This window comes from Halpernia humi, from assembly GCF_900108025.1.
GTDB classification, from domain to species: domain Bacteria; phylum Bacteroidota; class Bacteroidia; order Flavobacteriales; family Weeksellaceae; genus Halpernia; species Halpernia humi.
On record NZ_FNUS01000007.1, the window covers coordinates 134941 to 148268 of the forward strand.

Consider the following 13328-nt stretch of genomic DNA (forward strand, 5'->3'; position numbering starts at 1 on the left):
TAATGGAAAAACAGAAATTATACGTCATTAAAATTGGCGGTTCTTTAATCGACAACGAAGGAAAATTAAACGAATTTTTAGAAAAATTCGCATCTATAAAAGCACCAAAAATTTTAGTTCACGGCGGCGGAAAATTGGCTTCAAATTTAGCAACGAAACTCAATATTTCTCAGCAAATGGTCGAAGGCAGAAGAGTGACTGACAAAGAAACGCTGGATATTGTTACCATGGTTTACGCCGGAAAAATAAATAAAAATATTGTGGCGCAACTACAAAATTTTGATTGCAACGCCATCGGATTTTCTGGCGCAGACGGCAATTTAATAAAATCAAAAAAACGTACAAATTCTGAAATTGACTTTGGTTTTGTAGGCGATGTTGAAAAAGAAAGTGTAAATCAAAATTTATTAAAAGAATTATTAAACCTTAATTTAGTTCCTGTTTTTTCGGCAATAACACACGATAAAAAAGGCAATTTATTTAACACCAATGCAGATTCTGTCGCGTCCGTTTTGGCGCAGGCTCTATCTCAAAATTTTGAGGTCGAACTACTCTACTGTTTTGATAAAAATGGAATTTTAGACGATATAAATAATCCCGATTCTCTTATCAAAACTTTAAATAAAATAGAATATTTAGAATTATTATCTGCTAAAAAATTAAATGAAGGCATTTTGCCGAAACTTAAAAATGCTTTTTTAGCCGTAGAAAATAACGTTAAAAAAGTGGTTTTAATCAACGAAACCAAATTAGTAAACCAAATAAACCACCAAAATGAAGGAACAGAAATTTACTTATAATTCGGAAGAATTACTAAAAAACGCGACTGATTTATTAAAAAAACTCATCGCCACACCTTCTTTAAGCAAAGATGAATATGATGCGTCTTTGGTTATTGAAGGCTATTTTCAGCACAGAGATATTCCTACAAACAGACTGAAAAATAATATTTGGGCGACTAATAAATACTTTGATGAAAGTAAACCTTCAATTGTTTTAAACACGCACCACGACACGGTAAAACCAAACAAAGCCTACACTTTAGATCCGTTTTTTCCTCTTGAAAAAGACGGTAAAATTTTTGGCTTGGGAAGCAACGATGCAGGCGCTTCTTTGGTGACGATGGTTCAGGCTTTTCGGTATTTCTATGAAGCAGAAAATTTATCTCATAACTTAATTATTGCACTAACTGCCGAAGAAGAAATCTCTGGAAATGACGGAATCGACCTGCTTTTCCCTCAACTTCCAAATGTGGAACTCGTAATTGTGGGCGAACCGACGCAGATGAATTTAGCGATTGCAGAAAAAGGACTTTTGGTAATCGACGGCGAAATGCAGGGAACGCCTTCTCACGCCGCGCACCCAAACGATAATAATTCTATTGTGAAATGCATGGCAGATTTGCAGCATATTTTAAATTTTAAATTTCCCAAAATATCGCCTTATTTGGGTGAAGTGAAAGTCACACTTTCCATGATTAATGCAGGAACGCAGCATAATGTGGTGCCGGAAAAATGCAACTTTACTTTAGACGTACGTGTAACCGATGAATACAGCAATCAGGAAGTTTTTGAAATTATCCAATCTGAAATGAAATCTAAAATATCGGCGAGATCTTTAAGATTAAATTCCTCTAAAATTGATGAAAATCACCCAATTGTGAAAGCAGGTTTAGAAATCGGAAGAACAACTTACGGCTCGCCAACGTCCTCAGATCAAGCGATAATTCCCTGTACTTCTATAAAAATTGGTCCGGGCGACAGCACAAGGTCTCACACTGCAGATGAATATATTTACATCGATGAAATAAAAGAAGGCATCGAAATTTATACTAAAATTTTAGAAAAAATATTGTAAAAAATCACTCTAAATTTTAGCAAAATTACACCCTTTAGGGTTGGGGAAAATAATTTTGATAAAATTTTAGAATACAAAACCATTTTTAGGATTTTTAAAATAAAAAAATAATGAAAAAAATTTGGCAAAAAGATAAAACATTAACCAACCAACTGGTCAATAAATTTACCGTTGGTAAAGATCTGGATTTCGACGATCGATTGGCAAAATACGACGTGATCGGGTCTTTGGCACATTGTAAAATGTTAGCAGAAGTTGGTTTAATTTCAGCGGAAGAATCGCAGGAACTTCAATCTGTTCTAAACGAAATTTTAAAAGAAATCGAAAATAATTCTTTTAAAATAGATCCGGAAGCAGAAGATATTCACTCACAAATTGAGTCTATTTTAATTGAAAAATTAGGATCAACCGGAAAAAAAATCCACACGGCGCGATCCAGAAATGATCAGGTTTTATTGAATATTAAATTGTATTTATTAGATGAAATCAGAGAAATTGGTGAATTAACAGATGAATTATTTCAAATTTTAATTCAGTTGGCTTCTCAAAACAAAGATCATTTAATGCCCGGTTACACGCATTTTCAAATCGCGATGCCTTCATCTTTTGGCTTGTGGTTTAGCGCTTATGCAGAAGCCTTGGTCGATGATTTGGATCTGCTTTTATCGGTGAAAAATATCATCAATAAAAATCCTTTGGGTTCCGCCGCCGGTTATGGTTCGTCCTTCCCGATTGATAGAAAAAGCACGAGTTATCATCTTAATTTTAAAACCTTAAATTACAATTCCATTTATGCGCAAATGACACGCGGGAAATCAGAAAAATTATTGGCGTCGTCAATGTCAGTTTTGGCAGGAACTTTAAGCCGATTTTCGTACGACGTCTGTTTGTATTTAAGTCAAAATTTTAATTTTATTAGTTTTCCGAAAGAATTTACCACCGGAAGCAGCATTATGCCGCACAAGAAAAATCCGGATATTTTTGAATTGGTAAGAGCGCGTTGCAACAGAATTCAGGCTTTGCCGAATGAACTTATTTTGCTCACGAATAACTTGCCGTCTGGTTATCACCGCGATATGCAGTTGAGTAAAGAAATCCTATTTCCGGCGATTGATTCACTGAAAGAATGTTTAGAAATCTTAATTTACACCTTACCAAATATTGAGATTAAAGAAGGAATTTTAGACGATGAAAAATACAAATATCTCTTCAGCGTAGAAAAAATAAATGAAGAAGTAAAAAACGGAAATTCCTTTCGTGACGCTTACGTAAAAGTGGGAAATGCTATCGAAAATAATGAATTTGAATATGATGCAAAAGACCTAAATCATACGCATCAAGGAAGTATTGGAAATCTTTGTTTGGAAGAAATCACGCATCATTTTCATAAAATTTCTTCTAAACTTTTGGCTTGAAAAAATATTTGAAAAAGATAAACGCAAAGGCGTAATAAATTGATTTAAAAGCATTTGCCTTTTTAAGGCGCAAAGTATCAACTTCGTTAAATTGAAAAATCAAAGATTTTTCTTGCGCCTTAAAACATTATATTAAAATAATTGCTCCTTTGCGTTTAAACTGATTTATTATACTTTTAAAGGTGAAGTAAATTGCAAAATTTTAGTTTAATCTATTTTATATTTCGTGGTTTTTTTCACCTCAGATAATGCAATTAAACTGTGATATTGCCAGATATTTGGCGAGTTAGATATGACATTAACAGCGAAGTCGTTATAAGAGTTAATGTCCTTTACGATAATTTTCAACATATAATCATATTCCCCAGAAAGACTGATTATTTCTTGCACTTCTTCAAACTTCTGCATGTGTTTTTCAAAATCTTCCAAAGTTTTTTGAGATTGCTCTTTCAGTCGGATGTTGCAATAAACAATGATATTTAAACCAATTTTTTCTCGGTTAAGAATGGCAACATACTTTTCAATCACATTGTTTTTCTCAAGTTGCTTGATTCTTTCGTACGTGGGTGTAAATGTAAGACCAATTTTCTCTGCAACGTCCTTCACCGAAATGGTAGAATCTTCCTGTAGCAAACCGAGAATCATTTTGTCTTTGGCATCCATATTTTGATTTTGAACAAAAATATTAAAATTTTAATAGAAAGATGCTTCTTCGAAAGGAATAGTTTCATTTAGTTGAAAAAACAATTTTTAGATTTCGAAAAATATTCTATCTTTGTACCCAATGAAAATAAAATTTCCATTGAACGATTTTAGAAAAGACGGCTTTGCCGTTTCACAATATTTTTAATTAAACGAAGTCTTAACGGCTTCGTTTTTTTTTGTTTAAAATTTAAAAAATGCACACATTAGAAAACTTAGACAAGGAAAAAATTTTAGCCCTTTTAGCATTGGCGAATGATTTTAAAAATGGTTTAGAAGTAAAACTTAAATCGAAAATTTTTGCCTCGAATCTGTTTTTTGAAGACAGCACGCGCACGAAAATGAGTTTTGAAATGGCCGAACGAAAACTTGGTTTTGAAGTCATTCCTTTTGATGCCTCAAAAAGTTCCGTCAATAAAGGTGAAAGTCTTTATGATACGGTGAAAACGCTGGAAAGTATTGGTATAAATTTATTGGTGATTCGGCATTCTCAGAATAATTTTTATAATGAATTAAAAAATATTAAAATCCCGATTATCAATGCTGGCGACGGAACGGCAAATCATCCAAGCCAGACCATTTTAGACTTAATGACGATTCAGCAGGAATTTGGTGATTTTGAAAATCTAAAAATAGGAATTGTGGGCGATGTAAAACATTCCCGCGTGGCGCATTCACTTTCGGATGCCTTAAGAAAAATGGGATCTAAAGTGTTTTTTTCTGGTCCAGAAGAATGGTTTGAAGAAGCCAATTTTATGAATGACACTTATCGGAATTTAGATGAATTAGTTCCAGTGGCGGATGTTTTAATTTTCTTAAGAATTCAACACGAAAGACACGGCGAAAAAAAATACAAAGACGAAGATTATTTAAAAAAATATGGTTTAACAAAAAAACGAGAGCAAAAAATGAAACCAACTTCTATAATTATGCATCCAGCGCCGATCAACAGAAATGTAGAAATAGATTCTGATTTAGTAGAGTGCAAACGTTCTAGAATTTTTAAACAAATGGAAAACGGCGTTTTTGCGAGAATGGCAATTTTGAGTAATGCTTTGCAATACAGAGCCAAGAGCCAAGATTAAAGAACCAATCAGAAAAATAAGACATGCATAATTTTGAAAATCTGCAATTCTGGAAAAAATCGATTCTTTTAACTAAAAGTGTGTATTTAATCTGTTTAAAAATAAATAAAGATGAAAAATTTGGATTAATTTCTCAAATGAAAAGATCTGCAGTTTCAATTCCTTCAAATATTGCAGAAGGTTCCGGACGAAATAGTGATAAAGAATTTAATCATTTTTTAGCAATTGCTTTAGGTTCTTCATTTGAATTACAAACGCAACTTATTTTAACTAAAGAACTTGAACTTTTAATAGCAGATGATGTAGATAATTTAATTTTAGAACTCAAAGAAATTCAAAGAATGATTTACGCCTTCAAAAATAATTTAAATAAATAAAAATTTAATGTGCAATTGTCAATCTTGACTCTTGGCTCTTGCATCTTGACTCTATAACAATGAAAAAAATATTAATATTAGAATCCGGCGAAGTTTTTCACGGTGCAAGTTTTGGAAATCATGAAAACACTTTTGGCGAAGTGGTTTTCAACACGGCCATGACAGGTTATCAGGAATTAATTTCAGATCCTTCTTATTGCGACCAATTGGTTTGCATGACGTATCCTTTAATTGGAAATTATGGGATTAACCGTGACGATTTTGAAAGTATCCAACCTTCCATTAAAGGATTAATCGTAAAAGAACTTTGCGATTTTCCGTCAAATTTTCGTTCGCAAATGACTTTGGATGAATTATTTGAAAAGAAAAACATTTCCGGAATTTCTGGAATTGACACCAGAAGGTTAACCAGAGTTCTAAGAAATTCCGGCGTTGTGAAAGGTAAAATCATTAATGCAGATTCAGATATCGACGCAGAAATTCAAGTTTTAAAAAATGAAACTTTCATTACAAATGAAGTCGAAAAAGTTTCCACTAAAACACCTTATGCCAATCCAGGACGTGGTTTAAAAGTCGTTTTGGTAGATTTTGGTTCTAAACTGGGGATTTTAAGAGAATTAGGAAAACGCGATTGTGACATCACTGTGGTTTCTCACGATGTTTCAGCAGAAGAAATTTTACTGCTAAACCCAGATGGAATAATGCTTTCCAACGGTCCAGGAAATCCTGAAGACAATACTTTAGCCATCGAAATGATTCAAAATTTACTTGGAAAAATTCCAATTTTTGGGATTTGTCTTGGTCATCAATTAATTGCTTTGGCGTGTGGCGCAAAAACTTTTAAATTAAAATTCGGACATCGCGGCGGAAATCATCCGGTTTTAGATTTAAAACAAAATAAAGTCGCAATTACTTCTCAAAATCACGGTTACGCCGTTGATCAAGAAAGTTTAAAAAACACGGATTTAGAGGAAACGCACATAGCATTGAATGATAGAACCAACGAAGGTTTAAAACATAAAAATTATCCTTGTTTTTCCGTGCAATACCATCCGGAAGCAAGTCCTGGTCCAGAGGACGCTAATTATTTGTTTGATGAATTTATCACTTTAATGGAAGATTTTAAATCTAAAAAATTATTAAAATAAAAATGGCAAAAAGAACAGACATAAAAACAATTTTAGTAATAGGAAGCGGCCCAATCATCATCGGTCAAGCCGCAGAATTTGATTACGCAGGAACGCAGGCTTGTTTGGCTTTGCGAGAAGAAGGTTACAGCGTAATTTTAATCAATTCAAATCCGGCAACCATAATGACGGATGTGGAAATTGCCGACAAAGTTTACATCGAACCAATTTCTTTGGAATTTGTCAGTCGCATAATTCGCAAAGAACGTCCAGATGCACTTTTGCCAACTCTTGGCGGACAAACCGGTTTAAATATGGCGGTAGAATTGCAAAATTCTGGTATTTTAGAAGAATGTAAAGTTGAGATTTTAGGAACAAAATTATCAGCCATAAATAAAGCCGAAGACCGCGATTTATTTAGGAATTTAATGAAAGAATTGAACGAACCAGTTCCAGATTCTGAAATCGTAAATAATGTAGAGCAAGCCATAGAATTTGCTAATAAAATTGGTTTTCCTTTGATTGTTCGTCCTGCTTTTACGATGGGCGGAACTGGTGGCGGAATCGCTAATAATTTAGAAGAATTAAAAGAAATTACGAGTTTTGGTTTAAAATATAGCCCGGTTCGTCAGTGTTTAATTGAAAGATCAATCGCAGGTTACAAGGAAATTGAATACGAAGTAATGCGCGATAAAAACGACAACGCCATCGTGGTTTGTAATATGGAAAACATCGATCCAGTCGGCGTTCATACGGGCGATTCTATCGTGGTTGCGCCTTCACAAACCTTGTCTGATAGAGAATATCAAATGCTGCGAAATTGTTCTTTAAAAATTATTCGCGCTTTGGGAATTGAAGGTGGTTGCAATGTTCAATTGGCTTTAGATCCCCATTCTTTTAAATATTTTATTATTGAAGTGAATCCAAGAGTTTCGCGTTCATCGGCTTTAGCAAGTAAAGCGACAGGTTATCCAATTGCGAAAATTGCTGCGAAAATTGCAGTGGGTTTGACTTTAGATGAAATTATGAATCCAGTTACCGGAACTTCTTACGCATGTTTTGAACCGGCTTTAGATTATGTCGTAACAAAATTCCCGCGTTTTCCTTTTGATAAATTTGAAACTGCTGATAGAAAATTATCAACTCAAATGAAAGCAACTGGCGAAGTAATGGCCATCGGTCGAAATTTCGAAGAATCTTTACAAAAAGCCATTCGTTCTTTGGAAACTGGATTAAGACATTTAGGTTTAAAAACCAAAGTGGCCGAAGCAATGTCGGATGAGGAAATTGAAAGAAGAATTAAAGTTTGTGATGATGAAAGATTATTCATTATTTGCGATGCTTTGAGAAAAGGTTACGATTGGGAAACCATCGTAGAATGGAGCAAAATTGACAAATTCTTTATCTGGAAATTAAAAAAACTAATAGATTTTGAAAAAGAAATTTCAGCCCATAAATTAGATTTAAAAACATTAGAAAAAGCCAAAAAACTCGGTTTTTCTGACATGAATATCGCGCATCTTTGGAACATTTCACAACGCGAAGTTTTTGATTTTAGAAAAGAAAACGACTTGATGCCCGTTTACAAAATGGTCGATACTTGTGCGGCAGAATTTAAAAGTGAAACGCCCTATTTCTACGGAACTTACGAAGAAGAAAACGAAAGTGTACCTTCAAATCGGGAAAAAATTATCGTTCTCGGTTCTGGCCCAATTCGCATCGGTCAAGGTGTAGAGTTTGATTACGCCACGGTTCATGCGGTTTGGGCGATCAAAGAATTGGGTTACGAATCCATTATTATCAACAATAATCCGGAAACGGTTTCTACAGATTTTTCCATTTCCGACAAACTTTATTTTGAACCTTTAACGGAAGAAGATGTCATGAACATCATCGAACTGGAAAAACCAAAAGGCGTTTTTGTTCAGTTTGGTGGACAAACTGCAATCAATTTAGCAGATAAATTAGCAGCGCACGGCGTTCAGATTTTGGGAACTTCTTTGGAAGATTTAGACCGCGCCGAAAATAGAAATAAATTTGAAGCCGCACTTCAAGAAATGGGAATTCCGCAACCTTTGGGAAAAACCTGTTTCACGAAAGAAGATGCTTTAATTATAGCAAATGAAATCGGCTTTCCGGTTTTGGTTCGTCCGAGTTACGTTTTAGGCGGAAGAGCGATGGAAATTGTTTATGATGCCAAAGAACTCGATTATTATATGAATAACGCGGTGAAAGAAAATTCTGAACATCCTATTTTAATTGATCGTTATTTAACCGGAAAAGAAGTTGAAGTTGATGCCATTTCTGATGGTGAAACGGTCATTATTCCGGGAATTATGGAACATATCGAAAGAGCAGGCGTTCATTCCGGTGATTCAATCGCGGTTTATCCGCCACAAAATATTAGCGAAAAAAACATTGCAACTTTGGTAGATTACACCGAAAGATTAGCAAAAGGATTGAATATAATTGGTTTAATGAACATTCAATACGTCATTTCTGAAGACGAAGTTTACGTTATCGAAGTCAATCCACGTTCCAGTAGAACCGTTCCTTTTTTATCTAAAATCACTGAAATCCCAATGGCAAATTTAGCAACCAAAGCCATTTTAGGACAAAAATTAAAAGATTTAGGTTACAAAACCGGTTTAGCGCCAGTTAAAAATGGGGTTTTTGTTAAAGTTCCTGTTTTTTCTTTTTCTAAATTAACAAGAGTTGATATTTCCCTCGGACCTGAGATGAAATCAACCGGCGAAGTGATGGGCAAAGATTCCACTTTAGAAAAAGCGCTTTATAAAGGTTTAATCGGATCTGGTAGAAAAGTGCCTTTAAATGGTGCAATTTTATTCACAGTGGCAGATCAACATAAACCAGAAGCCTGCGAATTAGCAAGAAGATTTCAGGAAATTGGCTTTAGAATTTGGGCAACTGAAGGAACCGCCAATTATTTTGAAGAACACGGAGTTAGTGCAAAAATCGGTTATAAAATTGAAGAAAATCCGGAAATTAACTTGATTGATTTAATTCAAAACGGAAAAGTACAATACATTGTAAATACCATGACCAAAGGAAAACAATCCGAAAGAGACGGTTTCCAAATCCGAAGAACTTCGGTTGAAAACGGCGTTCCGTGTTTGACTTCGATGGACACTGTTGAAGCGATTTTAAAAGTCATTGAAAGTATGAGTTTTAAAATGGAAGTGATGTAAAACACTTTATTTTAACTAATAAATATCACATTTAAACCTTCAAGATTTCTCTTCTTGAAGGTTTTTTTATACTTAATTTTACAAATAATTAAAATAATAAAATGAGTTTCCTTACCGCCGAATGGAATAACCTTGCCATGATTAATTACGAAATTAATCCCAAAATTCTGGAAAAATACGTGCCGCCCGGAACTGAACTGGATTTATTCGAAGGTAAATGTTTCGTCAGTTTTATTGGATTTTTATTTGAGAATGTAAAAGTTTTAGGTTTAAAAATTCCTTTTCACAGCGATTTTGAAGAAGTAAATTTAAGATTTTACGTTCGCCGATTTGAAAATGGAATTTGGAAAAGAGGCGCGGTTTTCATCAGTGAAATTGTTCCGAAATTTGCCATTTCATTTGTTGCAAATACTTTTTATAATGAGCATTATAAGACGTTTCCAATGAAACATACTTTGAAAGTAAACGAGAATTCAAGAGAATTTCATTACCAATGGAAAGTAGGAAATAACTGGAATTCCATTCATTTAGAAACCAGGAAAAATCCGATTGATATCGAACCGAATTCAGAAACCGAATTTATTACAGAACACTATTTCGGATATAATAAATTAAGCGAATCCCAAGCAATTGAATACGAAGTTAGACACCCAAGATGGCAACAATTTGAAGTGATTAAAAACACTTCTATCATTGATTTTGAAGGCGTTTACGGAAAAGAATTTGCCTTTATAAAAGATTTAAAACCGAGTTCAGTTTTTCTGGCAATCGGCTCAAAAATCACCATCGAAGCCAAACGAAAATTCTGATTCTATTACGCGAAAAAAAATATTTGCTAAATCTTGCAAAATATTTCATTTTATTTAAATAATTGCTTTTAAAAAGTAGAACTTAAGTTTTGGAAATATTCATATTTAATTATTTTTTGAATTTTGGGAAGTACAAAATACTTTTTTAACTAAAATATTTCTAAAAAATTACCTGTTCATTTTTCGGTTGTGGGATAGTTTTAGTTAAAATAAATTTGTTTTAAATTTAGAAAATGAATCTGACTGACGAAATAATGTACCAAGCGTCTTTGGATAAAAATCCAGAATTTCTCGGCGTTTATTGGATGGCTGTGAAAACTACTGGGATTTTTTGTCTTCCAACTTGCACCGCCAGAAAACCGAAAATAGAAAACGTAGAATTTTTTCAATCTTCGAAAGAGGCATTGGATAAAGGTTTCAGACCTTGCAAAATTTGTAAACCTTTGGAAAACTCGGATTCTACGCCAACAGAAATTCAAAATCTATTAAAGGAAATTTCTGAGAATCCAGATTTAAAATTAAAAGATTCGGATTTGGTTGAGCGAAATATAAATCCTACAAGAATCAGACGCTGGTTTTTAAAAAATCATGGGATGACATTTCATGCTTTTCAAAATCAATTAAATTTAAACAAGGCCTTTAAAAAAATTCAGGAAGGTGAAAATATTATGGAAACGGCTTACGATAGCGGTTTCGAGAGTTTGAGCGGTTTTAATGAAAGTTTCAAAAAAATATTCGGGAATTCACCGAAAAATTCAAAAACTCAAAATATTGTTGATTTAAAAAGAATTGAAACGCCGCTCGGAATTATGTATGCCGCTGCAACAAAAGACGGAATCTGCATGTTGGAATTTGCCGATCGAAAAAGTCTAGAAACCGAATTTTTAGATTTAGCAAAAACTTTTAACGCAAAAATCACAATCGGTGAAAACGAGCATTTCAACTTATTAGAAAGAGAATTAAAACTTTACTTTGAAGGAAACTTGAAGAAATTTTTAGTTCCACTTTCGCCTGTAGGAACGGAATTTCAAAAATCGGTTTGGGAAATTTTAAGAAAAATCCCGTTTGGCGAAATTTGGACTTATAAAAAACAAGCGGAAACATTGGGCGATCTAAAAAAAGTTCGTGCAGTTGCCAATGCAAACGGTTTAAATAAAATTTCCATCATTATTCCTTGTCACAGAGTGATTGGTAGCAATGGAACCTTAACCGGATATGGCGGCGGAATTTGGCGGAAACAAAAATTACTAGAAATTGAGCAAGCAAATAAAATGTAATTTGAAATAATTCAATCTTTCTCAAATATTATAGAATGTTATTTTTACAATAATTTACAATTAGTAAAACTTTTTACAAAATAAAGCCCTGCAATAGTTTTCAAATACATTAGAAATCCTTAATTTTGTGTGATTAAATCAACTTTTTAAGTTAAAAATTATACAAAATAAAAAATGGCAACATTAAATTATAGAAATCCCGACCTAAATGGCTACTATGGCGAATTTGGCGGCGCTTTCGTACCTGAAATGCTCTATCCAAATGTAGAAGAATTACAGGAACAATATCTTGAAATAATTGAATCTGAAGAATTTCAAAAAGAATTTCAAAATTTATTGAAAGATTATGTAGGTCGCGCTACACCACTCTATTTTGCAAAAAATTTAAGTGAAAAATACAAGACTCAAATTTATTTAAAACGTGAAGATTTAAACCATACCGGCGCACATAAAATTAACAATGCGCTTGGGCAGGTTTTATTAGCAAAAAAATTAGGCAAAAAACGAATTATTGCAGAAACCGGCGCAGGTCAGCACGGCGTTGCAACCGCGACTGCATGCGCGCTACTCGGTTTGGAATGCATCGTTTACATGGGTGAAGTCGATATCGCCAGACAAGCGCCAAATGTCGGCAGAATGAAACTTTTGGGCGCAACAGTAATTCCTGCAACGTCAGGCAGTAAAACGCTGAAAGATGCCGTAAATGAAGCTCTTCGCGACTGGATTAATAACGCCACAACAACGCATTATATTATCGGAAGTGTGGTTGGTCCGCATCCATTTCCAGATTTGGTGGCACGTTTGCAAAGCGTCATTTCTCAAGAAATAAAATGGCAGTTGAAAGAAAAAATTGGTCGCGAAAATCCGGATTATGTGATTGCCTGTGTTGGTGGCGGAAGCAATGCAGCAGGCGCTTTCTATCATTTTGCTAATGAAATAGATGTGAAATTAATTGCCGCAGAAGCGGGCGGTTTTGGTTTAGAATCTGGCAAATCTGCAGCCACCACTTTCCTCGGAACTTTGGGAATTTTACACGGTAGCAAAAGTATTGTGATGCAAACAAAAGACGGTCAGGTGATCGAGCCACACTCAATTTCCGCGGGATTAGATTATCCAGGAATTGGGCCATTTCACGCCAATTTATTTACAGAAAACCGTGCAGAATTTTTCAGCATTACGGATGAAGAAGCCTTAAAATCTGCTTTCGAACTGTCCAAAATCGAGGGCATTATTCCGGCTTTGGAAACGGCACACGCTTTATCGGTTTTTACAAAGAAAAAATTTAATGAAAATGATATCGTGGTGGTTTGTTTAAGTGGACGTGGTGACAAAGATTTAGATACGTATTTGCAGTATATTTAGACGACATTTGTAGCTTCGAGCCTGTCGAAGACTTTGGGCGCCAATTTCCGTCTTCCGTTCCCAATCTTTTTGCATCGAAGTTTTTGTTTAAAAGCAAGTTTTCAGATT

Annotated in this window: 11 protein-coding genes; 10 read left to right on the top strand and 1 reads right to left on the bottom strand. The window is 34.2% G+C overall.

Annotated elements, in window-relative coordinates:
• Positions 1 to 2 precede the first annotated feature (2 nt).
• The 3 genes from argB (at position 3) to argH (ending at position 3272) form a co-directional block, all read left to right on the top strand.
• Complete coding sequence (gene argB, locus C4S29_RS13120) at positions 3 to 800, top strand: acetylglutamate kinase (protein ID WP_103914662.1); 798 nt, start codon at positions 3 to 5, stop codon at positions 798 to 800.
• Positions 775 to 1857 carry a M20 family metallo-hydrolase gene (locus C4S29_RS13125; RefSeq protein ID WP_103914554.1) on the top strand — a complete coding sequence of 361 codons (1083 nt, stop codon included), beginning with the start codon at positions 775 to 777 and terminating at the stop codon, positions 1855 to 1857. The genes argB and C4S29_RS13125 overlap by 26 nt, the downstream gene beginning before the upstream one ends.
• Before the next feature lie 110 nt (positions 1858 to 1967).
• Entirely contained in the window at positions 1968 to 3272 is a 1305-nt protein-coding gene (gene argH / locus C4S29_RS13130; protein WP_103914555.1) for an argininosuccinate lyase, read from the top strand.
• Between the two features lie 207 nt (positions 3273 to 3479).
• Here the strand turns inward: argH and C4S29_RS13135 are convergent, their stop codons facing one another.
• Positions 3480 to 3935: an Lrp/AsnC family transcriptional regulator gene (locus tag C4S29_RS13135; RefSeq protein ID WP_103914556.1), complete on the bottom strand. Its 456-nt coding sequence runs from the start codon at positions 3933 to 3935 to the stop codon at positions 3480 to 3482.
• A 236-nt stretch (positions 3936 to 4171) separates the two neighbouring features.
• Here C4S29_RS13135 and C4S29_RS13140 point away from each other — a divergent pair, with 236 nt between their 5' ends.
• The 7 genes from C4S29_RS13140 (at position 4172) to trpB (ending at position 13220) form a co-directional block, all read left to right on the top strand.
• Positions 4172 to 5059 (top strand): aspartate carbamoyltransferase catalytic subunit, encoded by an 888-nt coding sequence (locus C4S29_RS13140; RefSeq protein ID WP_103914557.1) that lies wholly within the window; start codon positions 4172 to 4174, stop codon positions 5057 to 5059.
• 23 nt (positions 5060 to 5082) lie between these two features.
• Positions 5083 to 5436: a four helix bundle protein gene (locus C4S29_RS13145; RefSeq protein ID WP_103914558.1), complete on the top strand. Its 354-nt coding sequence runs from the start codon at positions 5083 to 5085 to the stop codon at positions 5434 to 5436.
• A gap of 59 nt (positions 5437 to 5495) precedes the next feature.
• Positions 5496 to 6584, top strand: a complete 1089-nt coding sequence (gene carA, locus C4S29_RS13150) for a glutamine-hydrolyzing carbamoyl-phosphate synthase small subunit (RefSeq protein WP_103914559.1) — start codon at positions 5496 to 5498, stop codon at positions 6582 to 6584.
• 2 nt (positions 6585 to 6586) lie between these two features.
• Positions 6587 to 9772: a carbamoyl-phosphate synthase large subunit gene (gene carB / locus C4S29_RS13155; RefSeq protein ID WP_103914560.1), complete on the top strand. Its 3186-nt coding sequence runs from the start codon at positions 6587 to 6589 to the stop codon at positions 9770 to 9772.
• Positions 9773 to 9873: 101 nt separating this feature from the next.
• Complete coding sequence (locus C4S29_RS13160; protein WP_103914561.1) at positions 9874 to 10581, top strand: YqjF family protein; 708 nt, start codon at positions 9874 to 9876, stop codon at positions 10579 to 10581.
• Between the two features lie 233 nt (positions 10582 to 10814).
• On the top strand, positions 10815 to 11858 hold the full coding sequence (locus tag C4S29_RS13165) for a bifunctional transcriptional activator/DNA repair enzyme AdaA (protein ID WP_103914562.1): 1044 nt from the start codon (positions 10815 to 10817) through the stop codon (positions 11856 to 11858).
• Positions 11859 to 12032: 174 nt separating this feature from the next.
• Positions 12033 to 13220 carry a tryptophan synthase subunit beta gene (gene trpB / locus C4S29_RS13170; RefSeq protein WP_103914563.1) on the top strand — a complete coding sequence of 396 codons (1188 nt, stop codon included), beginning with the start codon at positions 12033 to 12035 and terminating at the stop codon, positions 13218 to 13220.
• The last annotated feature ends 108 nt before the right edge of the window (positions 13221 to 13328 follow it).

What these genes read in the sequence shown, in the direction of transcription:
- argB (WP_103914662.1), top strand. Translation starts at nt 3, where the DNA reads ATGGAAAAACAGAAATTATACGTCATTAAAATTGGCGGTTCTTTAATC.
- C4S29_RS13125 (WP_103914554.1), top strand. Translation starts at nt 775, where the DNA reads ATGAAGGAACAGAAATTTACTTATAATTCGGAAGAATTACTAAAAAAC.
- argH (WP_103914555.1), top strand. Translation starts at nt 1,968, where the DNA reads ATGAAAAAAATTTGGCAAAAAGATAAAACATTAACCAACCAACTGGTC.
- C4S29_RS13135 (WP_103914556.1), bottom strand. Translation starts at nt 3,935, where the DNA reads ATGGATGCCAAAGACAAAATGATTCTCGGTTTGCTACAGGAAGATTCT.
- C4S29_RS13140 (WP_103914557.1), top strand. Translation starts at nt 4,172, where the DNA reads ATGCACACATTAGAAAACTTAGACAAGGAAAAAATTTTAGCCCTTTTA.
- C4S29_RS13145 (WP_103914558.1), top strand. Translation starts at nt 5,083, where the DNA reads ATGCATAATTTTGAAAATCTGCAATTCTGGAAAAAATCGATTCTTTTA.
- carA (WP_103914559.1), top strand. Translation starts at nt 5,496, where the DNA reads ATGAAAAAAATATTAATATTAGAATCCGGCGAAGTTTTTCACGGTGCA.
- carB (WP_103914560.1), top strand. Translation starts at nt 6,587, where the DNA reads ATGGCAAAAAGAACAGACATAAAAACAATTTTAGTAATAGGAAGCGGC.
- C4S29_RS13160 (WP_103914561.1), top strand. Translation starts at nt 9,874, where the DNA reads ATGAGTTTCCTTACCGCCGAATGGAATAACCTTGCCATGATTAATTAC.
- C4S29_RS13165 (WP_103914562.1), top strand. Translation starts at nt 10,815, where the DNA reads ATGAATCTGACTGACGAAATAATGTACCAAGCGTCTTTGGATAAAAAT.
- trpB (WP_103914563.1), top strand. Translation starts at nt 12,033, where the DNA reads ATGGCAACATTAAATTATAGAAATCCCGACCTAAATGGCTACTATGGC.